Genomic DNA, 18,944 nt, shown 5'->3' on the forward strand with positions numbered 1-18,944 from the left:
TCAGTCGGCGGCCGACAACGCTTCCGCACGCGCCCGGCGCATCTCCCTGATCTCGCGTTCGAAGTCGTCGGCCGAGGTGAACGATCGGTAGACCGAGGCGAAGCGCAGGTAGGCCACCTCGTCCAGATCCCGCAGCGGGCCGAGAATGGCCAAGCCCACCTCGTGACTTGGCACCTCGGGAGAACCCTTCGCCCGCACCGCGTCTTCCACCTGCTGAGCGAGCAGGTTCAGCGCGTCGTCGTCGACCTCACGGCCTTGGCAGGCCCGGCGCACACCCCGGATGACCTTCTCACGGCTGAACGGCTCGGTGACGCCGCTACGCTTGACCACCGACAGAATGGCCGTCTCCACCGTGGTGAACCGCCGCCCACATTGCGGGCAGGCACGACGGCGACGGATGGCCGCGCCTTCGTCGGCCTCGCGCGAATCCACCACCCGGGAGTCGGGGTGTCGGCAGTACGGGCAATGCATCCGAGAAATCCTTCGTCGATGCGCGTGCTCGCGTCCGGACCGGGCACCGATCGCGGCGATCGGTCCGGCGAGCCCGTGTACAGAGGTCTATACCCCGGCACCAGGTATTCCTCGTGCGACACGCGGAATACCTGCATAACACTTCGAGGATACCCGTCCGAGTTTCCGGTTTGTCGCACTCACCCCGGCTGTCGGACGCTGCTCGGTCAGCCGGAGATCTGCCAGTGCGCGGTCAGGTCCGCGAGCAGCTCCGGTAAGCGGGCGGCCAGGCGACCGCGCGCCAGCTTGTTCCAGAACGCCTCGCCGAGGACGGCGCCGGCCGACACGGGATCGGTCTCCATATCGATGTGGCGGGGCACCAGGTCACCGGTGATGTAGTTCCATCGGGTGTCGCGGTCGGCCCAGTTGAAGCCGGGCAACGGGACGCGCAGCGCGAGGCCGCGGCCTCCGACTTCGGCGCTCACTACCGTCGGGGCGAACACGCCTGGCGCGCGAACGCCCGGGACAGCGGGTTTGCCCGCGATGGTGCTGACATAGGTGAGCACGCGGCCGATCGGCGCGCGACCCGCCGATGTCTCGTCCCACTGGTCGGCCACGACGTGGTTCTGCTCCCGATCGGTCATCCGGACCAGCGCGTCGATGTAGCCGTCCCGGGTGCCCGAGGCGATCGACCGCCAAGCGGCGTGGATGTCGTCGTCCAGCACACCGGCCGCGTACATCTCGTCGATTCCGCGTATGCCGAGCGCGACGTAGGCCTCGTGCATCGGCACCAGATCCGTGAAGATGTGCTTCTGCATGATCATCAGGCGGGTCTGGTACCAGGCGACGTCCGCCGCGGTCAGCCGAGAACCCTCGGTAGCGAGCAGCCGGATGTCCTCCGGCAGCGCAGCCGCCAGTTCCGGTGGAGTGGCGCGCAGGAGATCGGCGACCGTGTCGCCGAGCCGATGGATGCCGGGCAGGTCCAGGACGAAACCCGCGTCGCTCATGTCGAAGAATCCGGAGGCGAACGATCCGCCCGCGATTCCGGCGAGTCCCGCCCAGTAGAACTCCGGGTGCTGGGTGGCCAGCCGCAGGTAGTTGACGTACACCTGATTGAACGTGCGTTCGTTCGCGCGCGGGCCCCGACCGGGATCCCAAGCCGCCAGGTCGATGTCGGCGTTGCGGGTGGCGACCACCAGCCAGTACTGGTGCAGCAGCGTCGCGTATCTGCGCGGCGGCACTCCGTCGGCCCGCGCCTGCCGCAACGCCTCCGCTAGGTCGAATTCGCTCAGCGGGAGAAGCGGATCGAGTCCACCCGGCCCCGCACCGTCGCCATTGACGGACGGGAGATCGAGATACGCCGCGTAGGCGGGCTCCGCCCTGGCGATGGCTGCCGCGCCGAGCCCGAAGACCAGACAAAGGGACAAGGCGGCAACGCGGGTGAAGACGCGAACCGAGCGCCCTGCGGTAAGGAGTGTCATGTGCTGAGAAGTCCCGACATCGTTCGGGCGGCGTCGCCCGGATCACGTTTTCAGCACGGTAGCAACACGTTCTAGTTTTCGATCAACAATTCCGGCCGCCCAGGGTGGCCGATTTCCCTTGTGCTCAGCGCGAATTGCCGCCCATCGGCACGCTCGAGCCATCCACCACGGCCGGCACCGACCGGCCGGACCCACCGCCCCACTCACCCGCGCGCACATGCGACAAAGCGATCAAGCCCACCACCGTCGAAGCGGTGAGCAGGGCGGCGACGGCGAGGGCGGCGAACCCGATCCGCGCCTGCTCGACCCGGCGCATGGGATGTTCGCCACGAGGACGACGCCGCGCGAAAGTGCTTACGCCCCGGTCATAAGCGAGCATGCCCGCACCGGGACGCGCGCCGGGCGGACGCCGATCGACCGCGGATCGATGCGCGGGCGTCAGCGTGCGCGGGCGCGCGCCGCCGCACAGCAGCCGCCGAGCAGTCTCGTACCCGAGATCATCCTGCGCCGGGGCCGGATCGGCGACGCGGCGCTCGGCTTCGGCCTCCGCCGCAGCGATTGAAGGGGTGACATGGCTGATCGCAGTGCTCATCGGACAAACCTCCGTAGTGGGTGCTCCGTTGCCGGTCGAGCCGTTCGAACACACGTTCCGCGCTCATTCGCTCACATGTTCGAAGAACTGGTGTTCGATTTCTACCACGCCGCGACGACAAAGTCAGCAAGAACACCCGACATGCGTCGAACAGATGTTTGATCCAGCGGCGCTACCGGACTAGATTCGAAGGACCGAAGACACGACAGGCCGAGAAGACACATGCCGGGCGCGGACCGGTCTGGCACAGCAGGAAAGGGCGGTTGCGGTGAGGCAGACGGACGACACGGGTGACGAGACCGAGAGCGGCGCCGACGCGGCGGGTAGCGGGGCGGATCTCACCGTGCGTCAGCGCAAAGTGCTCGAGGTGATCCGCACCTCGGTGAGCGAGCGCGGCTACCCGCCGAGCATCCGGGAGATCGGTGACGCCGTCGGCCTCACGTCCACCTCGTCGGTCGCCCATCAGCTGCGCGCCCTGGAACGCAAGGGCTACCTGCGCCGGGACCCGAATCGCCCGCGCGCCGTGGACGTCAGGGGCCTGGACGAAGTGGTCCGGTCGGTGACCAGCTTGCCGGTCGCCGCGGTCGACGACGGTGAGATCACCGTCGACGTCGACCGTCCCGTCCCCACCTTCGTTCCGGTGCTCGGCCGCATCGCCGCCGGTGGCCCGATCCTGGCCGAGCAGGCCGTGGAGGACGTCTTCCCGCTGCCGCGCGAGCTGGTCGGCGACGGTTCGCTGTTCCTGCTGAAGGTCGTCGGTCAATCCATGATCGACGCGGCGATCTGCGACGGCGACTGGGTGGTCGTGCGGCAGCAGAACGTCGCCGAGAACGGCGACATCGTCGCCGCGATGATCGACGGTGAGGCCACGGTGAAGACCTTCAAGCGCACCGGCAAGGACGTCTGGCTGATGCCGCACAACCCGGTCTTCGAGCCGATCCCCGGCAACGACGCCCAAATTCTGGGCAAGGTCGTCACGGTCATCCGCAAGATCTGACGGCCCGGCGCAACGATCCACCGTCGGCGGGCCGAATGCTCGTCGGCCGGTGGACGTCCGGTACTCACAGCTGATTGCCAGGATGCGCGCAGGAGATTCACCAGGACGCTTGCGAGACTCCTGCGGTGACAGCGATCCCCGCCGAGGCCGCCCTGCCCGATGCGAATCCGATTGCCACCCGTCCCGAGCCGGGGGAATTATCGCCCGCGCGGCTATGGGAGCGCGCAGGGCTGGCGGCATTGCTGCTCGGGACCGCGGCCGCGTACTTGTGGCACATCACGGTCAACGGCATGGGCAACGGCTTCTACGCCGCGGCGGCCTGGTCGGGTGCGCGGGACTGGAAAGCGGTGCTGTTCGGTTCTCTCGACCCGGGCAACTTCATCACGGTGGACAAGCCGCCGGTGTCGCAATGGGTGATGGGTGTTTCGGGGCAACTGTTCGGATTCGGCAGCGCGAGCATGCTGGTGCCGCAGGCGCTGATGGCTGTCGCCGCGGTGGCATTGATGTACGCGATGGTCGCCGGGGCGACGACCAGCCGGGCCGCCGGTCTGCTCGCCGGAGCCGCGCTGGCGGCAACGCCGGTGGTGGCGTTGATGTTCCGGTTCAACAATCCGGATGCCGTGATGGTGCTGCTGATGACCGCGGGCGCGTACTGCACGCTTCGGTCGGCGCGGCAGGCGAGCGCGCGCTGGCTGATGCTGGCGGGCGTCGCGCTCGGGTTCGCGTTCCTGGCGAAGATGCTCGAAGGTCTCATGGTGTTGCCCGCCTTGGCGCTCACCTATCTGATCGTCGCGCCGACCTCGGTGCGGAACCGGTTGCTGCACTTGTCGGCCGCCGCGGCGGCACTGGTCGTCTCGTCCGGCTGGTATGTGCTGCTGACGGTGCTGTGGCCCGCCACGGCGCGGCCGTACCTGGCAGGCTCGACGGACAACACGTTCATGGATCTGGTGCTTGGCTACAACGGGTTCGCTCGCTTCCTGGGACAGAACCACCACGGCGGCAACAGATTCGCGCTGCCTCCGGGGTACGAGATGCCTACCTCCGGCGGGCACACCGGCGGCGGGTTCGGCGGCTTCAGCGGACCAGGCCCGGCTCGCCTGTTCACCGGTGAGATCGGTTTCGAGATCTCCTGGCTGCTTCCGGCCGCCCTGCTCGCCTTCGCACTGGTGCTCGTCTCCCGTCGGGGTATGCCACGAACGGACCCGGTTCGTGCGGCCGCGCTGGCGTTCGGGCTGTGGCTGGTCGTCGACGGCGTCGCGTTCACCGTGATGCGCGGCGGTATGCACGCCTACTACACGTTGGCGATCGGTCCGGCCGTGGCCGGGATGTTCGCCATCGGGGTGGCCGAGGTGTGGCGGCGCCGGTCGGAGGCGTTCGGTCGTGTCGGCGCCGCCGCACTGGTGCTGACGTCGGGACTGTGGGCTTTCGTCCTGCTGAATCGCAATCCCGGGTGGCTGCCGCCGCTGCGCTGGACGCTCGTGGCGATCTCGCTGGCGGTGGCGCTGGGACTGGTCGCCGCCGCCTTCCCGGCCGGGGCGCGACGGGTGCGAGCCAGAGCCGTATCGGTGCTCGTCGCCGTGGGCGTGCTCGCCGGGATCGGCGGATCGACGGCATACGCCGCGGCCACTCTGCCGCAGGCGCACACGGGCGGCAGTCCTACTGTGGGCCCGGCACGGCCCACGACGGCGGATCCGTCGAGCGACATGCGCCGCGAGGTGACCGCGTTCCTCGACGGTGAGGTCGAACCCCGACTCGCCACGCTGTTGCGCGACACCTCCACCCCCTGGTCGGCCGCAGTGGACCGGTCCTCGGTCGCCGCGTCGCTGGAACTCGCCACCCACACCTCGGTAGTCGCGATCGGCGGCTTCACTTCCGACGATCCGGTGCCCACCCTCGACGAGTTCCAGACCATGGTGCGCACCCATCAGGTGACGTACTACCTCGCGCAGGAGGTGCGGCTGCCCGATTCGTGGCGGGTGCGCGACCAGCCCGCAGGGGCCGGCCGGAGCGACGCCCCGGACAACGGATGGTGGCGGCCGGCCGGGCACAAAGACATCGCCGAGTGGGTGGCGGCGCACTACAGCGCGGTACACATCGGCAACGTCGCGGTCTACGACCTCACCGCCCCGGCCTGCGACAGTACACAACCCTCGCCGCCCGCGGCCTGCGCGAATTGACTGGGGACTCCCGCCGTCGCGGCCACCCACCGGTGGCTGTCGTCTGGGACGAGAGGTCAGCTGCCGACGCCGAGCGCGGTCAGGAACACCAGCACGACGGTCGTCACGGCGAAAACCCCGTGTGCGGCGACGACGGCAACGGGAAAGTGCTTTTCGGGCGGTTCGGCCGTTCCCGCGGCGGAGCGGCGTTCGACCGTTCCCGCGGCGGAACGCTCTCGATATGTGGGAATCCAGCGCACCAACATCGTGAATCCGAGTAGGGCGACCGGAATCAGCAGCACGAAGGCGATCCAGGCCCACGCCGTGTTGTCGACGACGAGGTACACGATCCACACGATCAGTCCGGCCACGGCGAGCAGGAAGTGCCCGAACAATACCGGCGCGGGCAGCTGGGTCGAATTCGGCTGACGCGTGCCGCCCTTGGCGATCCAGGTGCCGAGCAGGAAGAAACCGCCGCCCGCGGTGAGCAGCCAGAAGATCAATGCGGCGATGCCCATGGTGTGCCTCCTGACGTTGGGAAGGGATTCAGCGCTTGAAGCCGCTCGCCTGGGTTGCCTCGTCGGCGACACGTACGCCGTACCGGTAGGCGAGCTTGCCCCCGAGATACCCCGACATCGCCAATGCCACCAGGGCCGCCACCGACAGCGCCAGCGGCCCGGCCGGAACCGCGCGTGTGGTGTCGGCGCCCCGCCGCCAGACGAAACCGACCGCGTAGGCGACGGTGACCAGCAGATTGAGGGTCATGTGCAGCAGGCCGGTGCGGAAGGCGAGCGTACCCGTTGGGATGGCGAGCAGGTCGAGGAACCCGATCGTCGCGGCGGCCAAGGCGCCGAGCACACCGATCGCGATCAGCCACGACGACCCCTTGACCAGGAACTCCGGATCGTCCACCACTCGGGACGCGAGGTCGAACACCAGACTGGCGACCCATGCGCCGATCGGGACGGTGACCAGGATCGGATGGAATGGGTGCCCGTACGGGCCGGCCAGCGCGGCGCTCACCGGCCGCTTCGCCTGCTGCGGATCCTCGGTCATGGCGCACCTCCATCGAGGTCGATCGCCTTCGCATGCGCCGACCGGCCACGGGGCCGTCGCTCGGCCACGGTCCGCCGAGTCATTTGAATCCGCCCGCGCAGATGGCCGACGGATTCCACTCTCCTGTATACGGGAATATCGCATCGAATACGGTAGGCCACAAAGTGGATGTACCACCGTACGGAAATTGCACACCTCGTTCGGAAAAGCCGCACCCATCGCCTCGACGCAAAATTGTCGGACGCTTGCACAACTGCGGTTTTCCGGCTTGTGGGATGGCTACTACATCATCGGAAGCATCGGCATCGGCATGCCCGGGAACATGTTGTTCCACATGTCGCGAATCATCCCCATCATCTGATCCAACACTGTAGTTCACCTCCCTTCGGGTGAGATCCGAAATGCGGATCAGCCCGTCGGGCACGATGGCGGGAGGACGCGCCGACACACCGGATGAATCATCCGGGAACGGTTCGGAGTTTCGCCGGACGACTATCGGTGAAATACACGTGTCACTCCCCGAGGTCGGGCTCGACAGCTATATACAGGATACGCGCACCTAGGTGAGCCAAACACGCCTCGCGGATCTGCCGAATTCGCGAACCGTCGAGTTCGCCACGATTGACGGGGAATCGAAACTTTCTCATCGGCAACCGCCGCGACATATCGGCGCTGTTAGCAAGCAGCCCGCCTCGGTGTCGGGTGTGGACGACCGGCAACTCACGTGCTCGTCAGCTGATCGCGGAATTCCCTTGTGCGGCGAGTCGTCGGTTGGTGAGCTCCAATTGACGCACCGTGCCCACCTCCAGAGCACTCACCTGGGCGTCGTCCAAGCGCCCGCACAGCCGCCCCCAGTGCACCGCGACCCGCTCCCCTACCGCGACATCCGGCAGCGCCGCGTACCCGTCCACCCGGATCGGCACCGACCGCGCCGTCTCCGCCGACAACGCGAGACGTTCGCCGTCCCAGCTCAGCGCACGGCAGCCCAACATGACCTCGCCGCCGGCGCGGTCGAGCACCGTTCCCCAGCCGATCCGGCAGTTGTCGAGCACGTGCAGGGGATGTTCGTTGCCGTGTCCGAGCAGCCGCGACCAGGGGTACACACCGAAGACGTGGAAGCAGTGGTTGGCGGCCGCCTCCTCGGCCAGCCGTGGCGTCAGGTACGTCCAGTACCCGCCCGCGACCGGGCCGAGCAGATCCAGCAGTTCGGCGGTGAACTCGCGGGCATCCAGTTCCGCGCCGACGCCGCCGCCCAGCCAGTACGCCTCGACGATCCTGCGGTCAAGCGGGTCCGCTACACCGGTCATGCGCGCCATCACGCGCAGGTACGGCCACGCTCCGGTGAACCGGCGCGCCACCGCCCGCACCTGCTCGTCCGAGCCGTCGCGCAGGGCGGCCGCGTCGGGCGGCCCGCAGTAGCCCAGCCGATTGGGCGCGTAGGCGTACCGGGCGAACATCTCCGCTCCGCTGCCCGCCATCAGCACGGCCCTCCGCCCGCCCGGCCCGGGGACCACCGCTGCTCGATCCGGCCGAATCGCCACACTCCGACGGCGACCGCCCAAGTGAGCAGGAACAGTCCGGCGATGACGAAGCCCATGGCGCCCAGATCCAGCCCGCCGACCCACGCCAGCGGTCCGTCGGCGATGCCGAATTCGTCGGCCAGCAAGGAGATCATCTCCTGCGCGCCGATCAGCAGCGCCACGGCCACCGACAGACCGGTGACGACGATGTTGTAGTAGACGGTGCGCAGCGGTCCGGCGAACGCCCATCCGTATGCGTAGTTCATGAACGCGCCGTCCAGCGCGTCGAACAGCGTCATGCCCGCCGAGAAGAGCACGGGCAGCACGAGGATCGCGTACCACGGCAGGTCGGTCGCCGCCGCGCCGCCCGCGATCACCAGCAAGCTCACCTCGGTGACGGTGTCGAAGCCGAGGCCGAACAGCAGCCCGACGAGGTACATCTGCCACGGCGCGCGCACCGCCCGGGTCAGCGGCCCGGTCACCCGCTGCAACGCGCCGCGGTCGTGCAGCCGCTGCCGCAAGGCGGCCTCGTCGTAGCTCCCACGGCGCATCGAACGGAACACCCGCCAGATGCCGATCAGCGAGACAAGGTTCAACGCCCCGATGGCGAGCAGGAAAGTGCCGGAGATGCCGGTGCCGAAGAGGCCGGTCCAGCGTTGCAACCCGGAGTTCTCGTCGCGCAGGTTGCCCGCCAGCGCCTTGACGCCGAATGCCAGCAGCGCGACGAGGACGAACACGATGGTGGAGTGCCCGAGGGAGAACCAGAATCCGACCGACAGCGGCTTGCGCCCGTCCGCGACCAGTTTGCGGGTGGTGTTGTCGATCGCGGCGATGTGATCGGCGTCGAACGCGTGCCGCATGCCGAGCGTGTAGGCGGTGACGCCGAGGCCGACGCCGAACACCGCACCGTCCACCACGTATCCACCGGGGACAACGAGCAGCAGCAGCGCCGACCACCCGAGAACGTGCAGGACGACCACGACCGACGCCATCCCCGCGACGCCGCGCCGCTGCCGTCCGTCCAGCGGGGCACGCGACGCCGCAGGCGTCTCGGCGATCCGAACGATGATCCACACCTCGCCTTCTGGCTCCGGCCCGATACCGGTCCCCTGTCAGCAGATCCGCGGCAACTGCTCGCCCGCGGGCAGATCCACCACCCGCGTACCCCCGAGTGCCGTGCGGGCGACCACCATGCCGGGATGCTCGGCGACGCATCGGCCGATCACGGCGGCCTGCGCGCCCAGTGGGTGCTCCCGCATCGCCGCCAGCACGCGTTCGGCGTCCTCGGGCGCGACGAACGCCAGCAGCTTGCCCTCGTTGGCCACGTACATCGGGTCCAGGCCGAGCAGCCCGCACGCGTCGCGCACGCCGTCCGGCACGGGAAGCTGCCGCTCGTCCAGGGCCACGCCGACTTTCGCGGCACGGGCGATCTCGTTGAGCGAGGCCGCGACGCCGCCGCGGGTGGGGTCGCGCAGCACGTGCACGTCGGCGCCGGTGGCCAGCATCGCCGCGACCAGACCGTGCAGCGGCGCGGTGTCGCTGAGCACGGTGGTACCGAACTCCAGACCCTCGCGGCAACTGAGCACCGCGACACCGTGCACCCCGATCTCGCCGCTGACCAGCACGATGTCGCCCGGGGTCGCGCGTTGCGGCCGGATGTCCACCTCGGCGGGCACCACGCCGATGCCCGCGGTGTTGATGTAGATCCCGTCACCGTGCCCGGCGTCGACCACCTTGGTGTCCCCGGTGACCAGCTGGACTTCGGCCGCCAGCGCGGCGGTCCCGACCGCCTGCGCGATGCGTGCGATGTCGGCCAGCGCGGTGCCCTCCTCCAGGATGAACGCGGTGGACAGCACCATCGGACGCGCACCGGACATGGCCAGATCGTTCACCGTGCCGTTGACCGCGAGCTCACCGATGGTGCCGCCCGGGAAGACGAGCGGCTTCACCACGAACGAATCGGTGGAGAAGGCCAGCCGCGCGCCGTCGAGCGTGACGACCGCGGAATCGGTCAGGTCCGCGTTCGCGGCGGAGCCGAACGCGGGCAGGAACAGATGCTCGATCAGCTCGCCGGACATCGCGCCGCCGCCGCCGTGGCCCATGACGATGTTCGGCGAATCCCGCAGCGGCATCGGGCAGACCCAGCCCTCATCGATCGTCACGGGCGCGGCGCCTTTTTCACGCATGGGCCACCTCCGCGGGCAGATCCAAGCGCCGGTACAGGTAGTACGCGGCGCACGCGCCTTCGGAGGACACCATGGTGGCGCCCAACGGATTCCGCGGCGTGCACTGCTTGCCGAAAGCGGCGCACTCGTTCGGTTTGATCAGCCCCTGCAGCACCTCGCCGGAGCGGCAGATGGTCGATTCTTCGGTGTGCAGGTCGCCCACGGCGAAGCGGTGTTCGGCGTCGAACTCGCGATAGCGCTCAGACAGCCGCCAGCCGCTGCGCGGGATGACGCCGATGCCGCGCCAGCCCCGGTCGGTGACCTCGAAGACGTCCTGCAGCATGGCTTTCGCCGCGGGATTGCCCGCAGCGGACACCGCGCGCGGGTAGGCGTTCTCCAGTTCGTGCCTGCCGGACTCCAGTTGCAGCACGGTGCGGCGGATACCCTCCAGGATGTCCAGCGGTTCGAATCCGGTGACCACCATCGGCACTCGGTACTGCTCGGCCAGCGGCGGGTACTCGTCGGTGCCCATCACGGTGCAGACGTGCCCGGCGGCGAGGAACCCCTGCACCCGACAGGTCGGCGACTCCATGATGGCGGCGATGGCGGGCGGGACCAGCACGTGCGACACCAGCAGCGAGAAGTTCCTGATCCCCAGCCGCTTCGCCTGGTAGACCGTCATGGCGTTGGCCGGAGCCGTGGTCTCGAATCCGATGCCGAAGAACACCACCTCGCGGTCGGGATTCTCCTTGGCCAGGTTCAGCGCGTCCAGCGGCGAGTACACCACACGGACGTCACCGCCCTCGCTCTTCACCCGGAACAGGTCCTTGGAACTGCCCGGCACGCGCAGCATGTCACCGAACGAACAGAAGATCACGCCCGGTCGCGCGGCGATCTCCAGCGCCTTGTCGATCACCTCCAACGGGGTGACGCAGACCGGGCAGCCGGGGCCGTGGATCATCTCGATCTGGTCGGGCAGCAGTTGGTCTATGCCGTGACGGATGATCGAATGTGTCTGTCCGCCACAAACTTCCATGATCGCCCAGCGGCGGCTGGTCGCGGCGCGGATCCCATCGAGCAGGTGCCGGGCCAGCTCGGGGTTGCTGAACTCGTCGAGATATTTCATGACTTCGCCTCCGGTTCCTCGCGGGACGGCTCGGCGGCGGGATTGTCCAGGCCCGCCTGCTTCGCGGCGATGGCGAAACCGTCGCCGAATTCCTCGTTCAGTACGCCGAGGTGCTCGAACTCGGCCAGGGTCCGCAGCGCGGACTCCTCGTCCAGACGCTGGATCGCGAAACCGACGTGGACCACGACGTAATCGCCGACCGCCGCGTCCGGGATGTATTGCAGGCACACGTCCTTGTGCACGCCGCCGAAGTCGACGACCGACATCAGCGTGCCGTCCCGCTCGTGCAGGCTGAGCACTTTGCCTGGTACCGCAAGACACATCGTTGCTCTCCTTCGCTCATCCCTCGCTGCACGCGAGGAGTTGCCCGAACGCGAGGCCGCCGTCGTTGGGCGGCAGTCTGTGGTGGGTGATCACGGTGAACCCGTTGTCGCGCAGCAGCGCACACGATCGCGCGAGCAGCAGGGCGTTCTGGAACACGCCGCCGGACAGGGCGACGACCGTCCCCGGGGCGGCGTAACGCGCCGCGAGGTCGAGCACCAACCGAGCGACGGCGGCGTGGAAGCGCGCGCCCACCACCTGCGGGGGCGCGCCCGCGCGAACGTCGGCGACCACGTCCGCGATCACCGGCGCGGCATCGATCCCGGCGGGATCGCCGTCCGCGAGCGGGAATCGGTAGGCGGCGTCGCCTTCCGCCCCCGCGCGCGAGAGTCCTTCCAATTCGATCGCCGCCTGGGCTTCGTAGTCGACGACGTGCCGCACGCCGCACAGCGAGGAGACCGCGTCGAACAACCGGCCCATGCTGGACGTGGGCGCGCAGCCCAGTCCGGACCGGAACTGGTGGGCCAGCACCGAACGCTCGGCGGGCGGACACGCCGCGACCGCGGGAATGTCCTCGGACCAGTCGATCCCGGCCGCGCGCAGATGAGCCAGCGCCATGCGGTAGGGCCTGCGCACGGCGAGATCGCCGCCCGCGAGCGGCACGTACTTCAGGTGCGCCAGACGCCGGTAGCCCTTGTAGCCCGCCAGCAGCACCTCACCGCCCCACACCGCCGCGTCCGGTCCGTACCCGGTGCCGTCGAAGGCGATGCCGACCACCTGCTCGGTCGCGCCGAGCCCGTGCTCGCCCATGACTGCGGCGATGTGCGCGTGATGGTGCTGGACGGTGTAGACGGCTCGCTCGCCCGCGTGCCTGCGCGCCCAGGCGGTGGAGCGGTAGCCGGGGTGCGCGTCGGCGACCAGCTGCGCGGGACGGACGCCGGTGAGTTCTCCGAGGTGGCGCTGCGCGGCGTCGAAGGAGCGCAGCGTCGCCAGGTCGTCCATGTCGCCGATGTGCTGGCTCAACCAGGCGTAGCGGCCGTCGGCCATCGCGCAGGTGTTCTTGAGGTCCGCGCCGACGGCGAGCGTCGGCGGCAGCGGCACCGGCAGCAACAGCGGCAGCGGCGCGTAGCCGCGCGAGCGCCGGACCGGCAGTTCGCGGCCGTCGAGCGAGCGCACCACCGAGTCGTCGCAGGGCACCAGGATGCGCCGGTTGTGCGACAGCCAGCCGTCGGCGAGCCCGGCCAGGCGGGTGCGTGCGTCGTCGTCCTGGTAGCAGATCGGCTCGCCGCCGAGATTGCCCGAGGTCATCACGAGCACCTGCGGGCCGGGCGGGTCGCCGGGCAGACCGAACAGCAGCAGGTGCAGCGGGGTGTAGGCGAGCATCACGCCCAGGTCTGGATTGCCGGGCGCCACCGATGGCGAGACCGCCGGGCCGTCGTTCGAAGGGGGCTCCTCGGGCGAGGATCGGCGAGCGAGCAACACGATGGGGCGAGCCGGGCTGGTCAGCAGCGTCTCGGCGGCGTCGTCGACGGCGACGATGGCCCGTGCCGTGGCCAGATCCGGCACCATGACGGCGAAAGGTTTGTCACCACGGCGTTTGCGGCGCCGCAGTTCCGCGACGGCGGCCTCGTTCGTGGCGTCACAGGCGAGGTGGTATCCGCCGATGCCTTTGACCGCCAGGATTCCGCCCGCGCGCAGCAGTTGCCGCGCGGCCGCCAGCGGCGTACCGGCTCCCGGTCCCGTATAGGCGAGCGTGGGGCCGCAGTCGGGGCAGGCGATCGGCTGCGCGTGGAAGCGCCGATCGGCGGGATCGGCGTATTCCCGCGCGCACCGCTCGCACATGGCGAAGTCGGCCATCGATGTGCGCTCGCGGTCGTAGGGCAGGCTCGCGATGATGGTGAAACGCGGACCGCAGTTGGTGCAATTGACGAACGGATGGCGATAACGGCGATCGCGCGGATCGCGCAACTCGCGTTCGCAATCGGCGCAGATCGCGACATCGGGTGAGGCGAGCGTGCGACCGCCGCCCTCGCGCGTGGTGCCCGCGATGTGGAATCCGGTGCCGCCGCGCGCCGGGATGTCGGCCTGCTCGACCGACTCGATCACCGCCAGCGGCGGCGGTCGCAGGCGCAGCCGCCGGGCGAACTCGTCCAGATCTCTGGCCGCTCCCTCGATCTCGACGATCACGCCGTTGCTGTTGTTGCTCACGCTGCCGGACAGAGCCAGTTCGGCGGCGGTGGTGTAGACGAACGGCCGGAATCCGACGCCTTGGACCACACCGCGCACCAGCAGACGCCGCCGCAGCCGCACAGTGTTCATGACTGGTCCCCGCGTTGCAGCAGACGCAGCCCTTGCAGCGCCGCCTCGGCTCCCGCCGCGTCGGTCTTCTCCACCGCGAAGCCCATGTGGATGATCACCCAGTCACCCGGCCGGGCCGGATCGTCGTCGAGCAGCCCGATGTTCACCTTCCGCTGCTCGCCGGAGACGTCGACCAAGGCGATCTGATCGTGGTAGCCGTCAGGGATCGCCAGCACCTGTCCCGGGATGCCCAGACACATCGGTCAGTCCTCCTGTCGCGCTGTGGCCCGCGGAAGCGGGGAGCCATCGGATGTCCCGGCGGGCAGGAACGCGGCGAGCACCTCGCCGACGGCGGCGACCGCCTCCGGCACCGCCGCCGCGACCGGCGCGGACAGGCCGATACCCTCCTCCACGCAGGCGACCTGGCAGCCGATCACCACCGTGGGCGGCAACACGCCGCCCAGCGCGCGTACCCCGGCGAAGACGGCGTCCGGGCTCATCGCGTGGGCGTCGAGCTGGGCGCCGGTGTCCTCCGGCTCGGCGCCGAACACCTCGACCCGGCCGGGCGCGCCGCGGTCGGGCAGCGCGTCGATCAGCAGCAGCGCCGCCCAGGGGTCGAGCAGGTCGTAGGCGAGGTGCATGCCGCGGATGCCGTAGTCCACCGCGCGCACACCGGGGTCGGGGTGGTGCGGCAGTCTGCGCACCACCTCGGGTCCGAATCCGTCGTCGCCGAGGAAGATGTTGCCGATCCCGGCGATCAGCACCGCGGCCGTCGAGTCACCCCTCTTTCTCGGTGGGTGTCGTCGCGCCGCCCACTCGCGCGTCGTCGACCTTTCCGGTCGCCGTCTCCGCGGGGGCGTTGGCGGTGTCCTTGCGCTCGTCGTACGGAGGTGCCGCCGCTTCGGTGCCGGTCGGGGCTTCCGAGGTGAACTCGGTGCCCTTCTTGGCGTCTTCCGGATGCGCGGAGGTCATCTCCTCGTGACCGATGTGGCCCGGTTCCCGGTCCGCCGGGCCTCCGGCCGCGACGCCCGTGCCCGCGTCGCGCGAACCCGGCGCGCCACGTGCCGATTGCGGCTCTTCGCGATGCTCACCCATGATGCTCCTTTCCGGTGCCCAGCTACATGTGCCGGATCTTCAGATATCGCCGCAGATCCGGGAGCGACCGCACGCCGAGATACACTCCCGCCGCCACCAGCACGGCGACGACGGTCGTCGAGACCACTCCCACGGTTTCCATAGCGGACTTCCTTTCATTCCTCGGTGCCGTCGAGCGGCTCCAGTTCGTCGGGCGCGAAATACAGGTAGCGCCCGTACCATTCGTGCAGCTCGGCCGCCGGATCGGCGTCCAGCACCACCCCGACGTGCGCCTGTCCGTCCACGTCCTCGTGAACCGAGACGACCCGGGCGCACTGCCCGTCGAAGAACAGATCCTGGGCGTCGGCCCGGCGCGCCGGATGCAGCCGGACGCGGCTGCCCTTGCGCACCAGCGCTCCCGCGACCGGCACAGCGTCCAAGTCCGGGCGAACGGCGCTGTCGGCCAGCGGGTCCCACCAATCGACGCCCTCGGGAATCTCCGGGATCAACCCGGGCCCCTCGGCGTGCGGGTCGCGCAGCACCCCGTGCAACTGCCGCATCGCGTCGGGCGACATGGCCTCGCAGCGGTCGATGATCTCCGCCGCGCGCGGGTCGGTGGCTCGGGCGCTCGCCTTCTCCGCATCGGTCATGGTGAGTATGCGCAGCGTGAGGATCTCGTCGATCTCGGTGGAGTCGAACAGCGCTCCTTCGCTCTGCTCCGCGATCTCCGGGTGGTCGTAGAGAATGATCGGCGAGATGAGCAGCACGCTGTAGTCGCCTGGCGGCCCCGCGAGCACCGGGAAACACCGGTACCGATCGCAGCGGGCGGCCACGGCGGTGGCGTCGGGCGGCGGTTCCAGCAGGGAGACGAACTGTCCGCCGGTGATCTCCGCGATGATGTGCGCGCCGATCAGCGAGCGGCCGATGGCGTCGCGCTTGTCGGTCGCGGGTGCGCCCACGTTGCGCAGGACGACCGTGAGCCGTAGGAAGCCGTCGTCCCGGTCGGCGGCGAGTTCCAGCTCACCCGTCAGCGGCAGCCGGGTCCGCACGAACGTGCCCGGCGCGGAGACGGCCGCGGTGGCGATCTGCTCGGCGTCGGAGCCGCCCGGGATGTCCAGCGGCAGGATCGCGCGGGCGGGCGGGACCGGGCCGACGGTGATCTCCTGCTCGACCGCCTCGTCCCAGGACAGCCACGACCGCGCGCCATCGGTCACCTCGGCGACAGGCGTACCGTCCCCGTCCACCACTTGGCGGCGCTGGAGCTGGAGGAACCGCACGGTGAGGGTGAGTTCGGGATTCTCACCCGGGTCGATCAGGCACTGCGCCGACAGCGTCGACTCCTCGCCGAGTCCCGCCGCGGCGGCCCCGTGCGGCCCCAGCACGCCGAACTGCCAGCGCGACTGGTTCTTGCGCGCGTCGGCCCGGTAGGGGTACAGCAGGTAGCCCTCGTAGAGCACCGCGTCGGCCACGGCGCGGGCGCGGGCACGAGCTTCGGCGGTCGTCACGGCGTCTCCTCGGTGCTGGTCAGCAGGCGGGTCACCGCGTCGTCGAAGCCGTGCAGGCCGTGGCTGGATTTGTAGGTGGCCAGCGCCCGGAGCGTGTCGTTGTGCAGCCGCACCCACCCGGTATTCGGGAAGTACGCGTCCATCAGGCCCTGCCACACCGACACGGGCATCTCGAACTTGTCCTCGCGGTCCCATGGAATCTGCTGGATGGCGAATCCGGTCGTGCCTCGGATGAAGACCGTCCCGCTGAACAGGAACAGCAGCGGAACCACACCCTCGCGCAACGCGTGCAGGTACTTCGATCCGGTCACCTCGAAGTCGTAGGTGCACGGCATCGGCAGGTCCACTTGGGCGCCGCCGGTGAAACTCGGAACCATGGTGGCGCAGTGCATCCAGAGAAACGAGCGCTGGGTCTCGTGCCACCGTTCGCGCGGGCCGAACAGATCGACCAGCCCTGCGGCCTCCTCGTCGGAGTAGCCGCGGCGGAACGGCTCGATGCGCACCTGCGCGCGCAGGGCGATGGCGTGCACGGGCTCCTCCGCGAGCGCGGCGATGCCGACGCGCGCGGACAGGATCGGCGCGACGGCGTACGGCTCGGGTTTGATCTCGAGCACGGCGAACGTCGTCGAGTACACCGGGCTCATGCCGCACCGCCGGTTTTCGCGCGCGCCGACGCCTCGGCGAAGAACTCCTCCAGGTATCGGTGCACGTCCTGGCCGCCGTCGAATCCGTGCCACAGCAGCCGCATCCGGCCGACGAACTCGTAGCAGGCGTCGATCGGTAGCAGCAGGCAGGCCGCCCGCTCGGTGCGACGGTCGGGCACCCGGATGAGCAGCGCTTCCACGTCCGGGGCGAGCACGTCCAGCTCGGGATGCCGGTGAATGATCGAATTCCATTGCTCCAGAGGTAATTCCGATTCCATAGCGCCGGCGGGTCCTGGATAGAACGCCACCGTCCGGTCCAGTGCGGAATTGCGGAAGAAGAACGCCAGATTCACGGGGATGTCCAGTGCGTCCCATTCGGCCCGGCTGATCGTGAAATCCGGGAACGTGAGATACCGGTCCGGCACCGCGCGATACCGCAGCTCCGCGTTCTGGTCGACGAACAGCAAGTAGCAGCCGCGGCATACGCACATCAGCTGCCTGCCTTCGACGTTCACCACGTGCTGGTGCCGGTCGGCGATCGGCTCCGCGCACATCTCGCACCGCTCGCCGGGCCGGGGGGCGGGCCCGCGATCGGCGGCGATCCGCTGGAGCGCGCGAAACGGTGTGCTCACCCGTGGACCTCCACCGGCACCGCCACCGACAGTTCGCCGGAGCGCACGAGCACGGGGAGCGGTTCGAGGTGACCGTCACCGTCGACCCGGGCGCCCGCGTGCACCACGTCGTAGTGCGCCCGGCAGGTCGGGCACCGCAGCACCGCGTCACCGGCCGGGAACCCCACGCGCCGCTCCAGCGCCGCACCCGCGAGCGATCGGTCGCATCCGGGGCAGTGGTCGCGATAGGCGTACAGCTCCGTTCCCACCCGGCAGGCGAGCACCGTCAGCCCGGCGACGTCGAAGCCGCCCACCTCGCCCGCGTCGAGTTCGGCCAGTTCGGGGACCGCGACCCAGTTGCCGGACCGCGCGCCGTCCGCGCGCACGCGCGAGAACAGCGAGTCGGCGGAGATCACCCCCGCCGACTCGGTCTGCGCGGCGACCACTTCGATGGACTCGATCTCCGGCGCGGCCGCCCGCACCGCGTCCTCGACGGCCAGTTCGAGCGTCACCGACGAGGACGGACAGCTCTTGCAACTACCCGCCAGTTCCAAGCGCACCACGCCGTCGACGATGTCGACCAGGTGGACGTCGCCGCCGTGGGAACCGAGATACGGACGCACGCTGTCCAGCGCGTTCCCTACGCGGGTGGCCACATCGTGCGGATGCAACCCGTGCACGAGCAGCAGACTCGCGACCAGATCGTCGCGGGTCAACCGCTCGACCGCCGCGTCGTCGAGCAGCTCGACCACGCGGGTCAGCGCCGCGCCGTAGAGTTCGACCAGTTCGCGCACGAGTTGCTCCGCGCGTTCGCGGGCGAGCGCACCGCCCGCCGAACTCGCTTCCAGCAAGGTCTCGATGCGATCACCGGCTTCGCGCCACCGGGAGTCGTCGAGCGTCGCGTCGTCCCGGTCGTCCGGGCGATCCTCCACCGTCACCTCCGGGTCG

General features: G+C 69.5%; 22 protein-coding genes. 3 read left to right on the top strand and 19 right to left on the bottom strand.

Annotated features, from left to right (window positions below; translation table 11 throughout):
* The 3 genes from nrdR to ACIHAX_RS05855 form a co-directional block, all read right to left on the bottom strand.
* Positions 1-471, bottom strand: coding sequence for a transcriptional regulator NrdR (gene nrdR, locus ACIHAX_RS05845; protein WP_355070293.1), 471 nt, complete (start codon positions 469-471; stop codon positions 1-3).
* A 206-nt stretch (positions 472-677) separates the two neighbouring features.
* On the bottom strand, positions 678-1,931 hold the full coding sequence (locus ACIHAX_RS05850) for a hypothetical protein (RefSeq protein WP_364426043.1): 1,254 nt from the start codon (positions 1,929-1,931) through the stop codon (positions 678-680).
* A 124-nt stretch (positions 1,932-2,055) separates the two neighbouring features.
* Positions 2,056-2,523, bottom strand: coding sequence for a hypothetical protein (locus ACIHAX_RS05855; protein ID WP_397276008.1), 468 nt, complete (start codon positions 2,521-2,523; stop codon positions 2,056-2,058).
* Between the two features lie 268 nt (positions 2,524-2,791).
* On the opposite strand from ACIHAX_RS05855, the gene lexA reads away from it, so the two are divergent.
* Positions 2,792-3,520 carry a transcriptional repressor LexA gene (gene lexA, locus ACIHAX_RS05860; RefSeq protein ID WP_379251220.1) on the top strand — a complete coding sequence of 243 codons (729 nt, stop codon included), beginning with the start codon at positions 2,792-2,794 and terminating at the stop codon, positions 3,518-3,520.
* 125 nt (positions 3,521-3,645) lie between these two features.
* A complete protein-coding gene (locus tag ACIHAX_RS05865; RefSeq protein WP_397276010.1) occupies positions 3,646-5,697 on the top strand; it encodes a glycosyltransferase family 39 protein in 2,052 nt (683 codons plus the stop codon).
* Positions 5,698-5,753: 56 nt separating this feature from the next.
* On the opposite strand, the gene ACIHAX_RS05870 is transcribed toward ACIHAX_RS05865, so the two are convergent.
* Positions 5,754-6,194: a hypothetical protein gene (locus ACIHAX_RS05870; protein ID WP_355070288.1), complete on the bottom strand. Its 441-nt coding sequence runs from the start codon at positions 6,192-6,194 to the stop codon at positions 5,754-5,756.
* 28 nt (positions 6,195-6,222) lie between these two features.
* Complete coding sequence (locus tag ACIHAX_RS05875) at positions 6,223-6,732, bottom strand: DUF2231 domain-containing protein (RefSeq protein WP_397276012.1); 510 nt, start codon at positions 6,730-6,732, stop codon at positions 6,223-6,225.
* Between the two features lie 187 nt (positions 6,733-6,919).
* Here ACIHAX_RS05875 and ACIHAX_RS05880 point away from each other — a divergent pair, with 187 nt between their 5' ends.
* Complete coding sequence (locus tag ACIHAX_RS05880; protein ID WP_355070284.1) at positions 6,920-7,093, top strand: hypothetical protein; 174 nt, start codon at positions 6,920-6,922, stop codon at positions 7,091-7,093.
* A 370-nt stretch (positions 7,094-7,463) separates the two neighbouring features.
* Here the strand turns inward: ACIHAX_RS05880 and ACIHAX_RS05885 are convergent, their stop codons facing one another.
* From ACIHAX_RS05885 to ACIHAX_RS05950, 14 genes are all read right to left on the bottom strand, one after another.
* Complete coding sequence (locus ACIHAX_RS05885; protein WP_397276015.1) at positions 7,464-8,210, bottom strand: DUF6390 family protein; 747 nt, start codon at positions 8,208-8,210, stop codon at positions 7,464-7,466.
* Positions 8,210-9,277, bottom strand: coding sequence for a HoxN/HupN/NixA family nickel/cobalt transporter (locus ACIHAX_RS05890; protein WP_355071020.1), 1,068 nt, complete (start codon positions 9,275-9,277; stop codon positions 8,210-8,212). Before ACIHAX_RS05890 ends, ACIHAX_RS05885 begins: the two co-directional genes overlap by 1 nt.
* An 87-nt stretch (positions 9,278-9,364) precedes the next feature.
* A complete protein-coding gene (hypE, locus tag ACIHAX_RS05895) occupies positions 9,365-10,438 on the bottom strand; it encodes a hydrogenase expression/formation protein HypE (protein ID WP_397276017.1) in 1,074 nt (357 codons plus the stop codon).
* The gene (gene hypD / locus ACIHAX_RS05900) at positions 10,431-11,543 is read right to left on the bottom strand and encodes a hydrogenase formation protein HypD (RefSeq protein ID WP_355070278.1); all 1,113 of its coding nucleotides are present in this window, start codon (positions 11,541-11,543) and stop codon (positions 10,431-10,433) included. Before hypD ends, hypE begins: the two co-directional genes overlap by 8 nt.
* Entirely contained in the window at positions 11,540-11,866 is a 327-nt protein-coding gene (locus ACIHAX_RS05905) for a HypC/HybG/HupF family hydrogenase formation chaperone (RefSeq protein WP_355070277.1), read from the bottom strand. The genes hypD and ACIHAX_RS05905 overlap by 4 nt, the downstream gene beginning before the upstream one ends.
* Positions 11,867-11,882: 16 nt before the next feature.
* On the bottom strand, positions 11,883-14,183 hold the full coding sequence (gene hypF, locus ACIHAX_RS05910; protein WP_397276020.1) for a carbamoyltransferase HypF: 2,301 nt from the start codon (positions 14,181-14,183) through the stop codon (positions 11,883-11,885).
* Positions 14,180-14,422 carry a HypC/HybG/HupF family hydrogenase formation chaperone gene (locus tag ACIHAX_RS05915; RefSeq protein WP_355070275.1) on the bottom strand — a complete coding sequence of 81 codons (243 nt, stop codon included), beginning with the start codon at positions 14,420-14,422 and terminating at the stop codon, positions 14,180-14,182. The genes hypF and ACIHAX_RS05915 overlap by 4 nt, the downstream gene beginning before the upstream one ends.
* A 3-nt stretch (positions 14,423-14,425) precedes the next feature.
* Complete coding sequence (locus ACIHAX_RS05920; protein ID WP_355070274.1) at positions 14,426-14,926, bottom strand: hydrogenase maturation protease; 501 nt, start codon at positions 14,924-14,926, stop codon at positions 14,426-14,428.
* A 13-nt stretch (positions 14,927-14,939) separates the two neighbouring features.
* On the bottom strand, positions 14,940-15,257 hold the full coding sequence (locus ACIHAX_RS05925; RefSeq protein WP_355070272.1) for a hypothetical protein: 318 nt from the start codon (positions 15,255-15,257) through the stop codon (positions 14,940-14,942).
* 22 nt (positions 15,258-15,279) lie between these two features.
* Complete coding sequence (locus tag ACIHAX_RS05930) at positions 15,280-15,399, bottom strand: DUF6893 family small protein (protein ID WP_379251242.1); 120 nt, start codon at positions 15,397-15,399, stop codon at positions 15,280-15,282.
* Positions 15,400-15,412: 13 nt separating this feature from the next.
* Positions 15,413-16,741 (bottom strand): hypothetical protein, encoded by a 1,329-nt coding sequence (locus tag ACIHAX_RS05935; protein ID WP_397276022.1) that lies wholly within the window; start codon positions 16,739-16,741, stop codon positions 15,413-15,415.
* Entirely contained in the window at positions 16,738-17,385 is a 648-nt protein-coding gene (locus ACIHAX_RS05940; RefSeq protein ID WP_364426060.1) for a DUF6084 family protein, read from the bottom strand. The genes ACIHAX_RS05935 and ACIHAX_RS05940 overlap by 4 nt, the downstream gene beginning before the upstream one ends.
* A complete protein-coding gene (locus ACIHAX_RS05945; protein WP_397276024.1) occupies positions 17,382-18,017 on the bottom strand; it encodes a DUF5947 family protein in 636 nt (211 codons plus the stop codon). The genes ACIHAX_RS05940 and ACIHAX_RS05945 overlap by 4 nt, the downstream gene beginning before the upstream one ends.
* The gene (locus ACIHAX_RS05950; RefSeq protein WP_364426101.1) at positions 18,014-18,928 is read right to left on the bottom strand and encodes a NifU family protein; all 915 of its coding nucleotides are present in this window, start codon (positions 18,926-18,928) and stop codon (positions 18,014-18,016) included. The genes ACIHAX_RS05945 and ACIHAX_RS05950 overlap by 4 nt, the downstream gene beginning before the upstream one ends.
* Between the last annotated feature and the right edge of the window lie 16 nt (positions 18,929-18,944).

Source organism: Nocardia sp. NPDC051929, from assembly GCF_044548645.1.
Lineage (GTDB): Bacteria > Actinomycetota > Actinomycetes > Mycobacteriales > Mycobacteriaceae > Nocardia > Nocardia sichangensis.

Bases quoted from the DNA above. Each gene is read 5' to 3' on its own strand.
- ACIHAX_RS05925 (WP_355070272.1), bottom strand. From the start codon at position 15,257: ATGGGTGAGCATCGCGAAGAGCCGCAATCGGCACGTGGCGCGCCGGGT.
- hypE (WP_397276017.1), bottom strand. From the start codon at position 10,438: ATGCGTGAAAAAGGCGCCGCGCCCGTGACGATCGATGAGGGCTGGGTC.
- ACIHAX_RS05940 (WP_364426060.1), bottom strand. From the start codon at position 17,385: ATGAGCCCGGTGTACTCGACGACGTTCGCCGTGCTCGAGATCAAACCC.
- ACIHAX_RS05870 (WP_355070288.1), bottom strand. From the start codon at position 6,194: ATGGGCATCGCCGCATTGATCTTCTGGCTGCTCACCGCGGGCGGCGGT.
- hypF (WP_397276020.1), bottom strand. From the start codon at position 14,183: ATGAACACTGTGCGGCTGCGGCGGCGTCTGCTGGTGCGCGGTGTGGTC.
- ACIHAX_RS05875 (WP_397276012.1), bottom strand. From the start codon at position 6,732: ATGACCGAGGATCCGCAGCAGGCGAAGCGGCCGGTGAGCGCCGCGCTG.
- ACIHAX_RS05930 (WP_379251242.1), bottom strand. From the start codon at position 15,399: ATGGAAACCGTGGGAGTGGTCTCGACGACCGTCGTCGCCGTGCTGGTG.
- hypD (WP_355070278.1), bottom strand. From the start codon at position 11,543: ATGAAATATCTCGACGAGTTCAGCAACCCCGAGCTGGCCCGGCACCTG.
- ACIHAX_RS05850 (WP_364426043.1), bottom strand. From the start codon at position 1,931: ATGACACTCCTTACCGCAGGGCGCTCGGTTCGCGTCTTCACCCGCGTT.
- ACIHAX_RS05915 (WP_355070275.1), bottom strand. From the start codon at position 14,422: ATGTGTCTGGGCATCCCGGGACAGGTGCTGGCGATCCCTGACGGCTAC.
- nrdR (WP_355070293.1), bottom strand. From the start codon at position 471: ATGCATTGCCCGTACTGCCGACACCCCGACTCCCGGGTGGTGGATTCG.
- ACIHAX_RS05855 (WP_397276008.1), bottom strand. From the start codon at position 2,523: ATGAGCACTGCGATCAGCCATGTCACCCCTTCAATCGCTGCGGCGGAG.
- ACIHAX_RS05885 (WP_397276015.1), bottom strand. From the start codon at position 8,210: ATGGCGGGCAGCGGAGCGGAGATGTTCGCCCGGTACGCCTACGCGCCC.
- ACIHAX_RS05905 (WP_355070277.1), bottom strand. From the start codon at position 11,866: ATGTGTCTTGCGGTACCAGGCAAAGTGCTCAGCCTGCACGAGCGGGAC.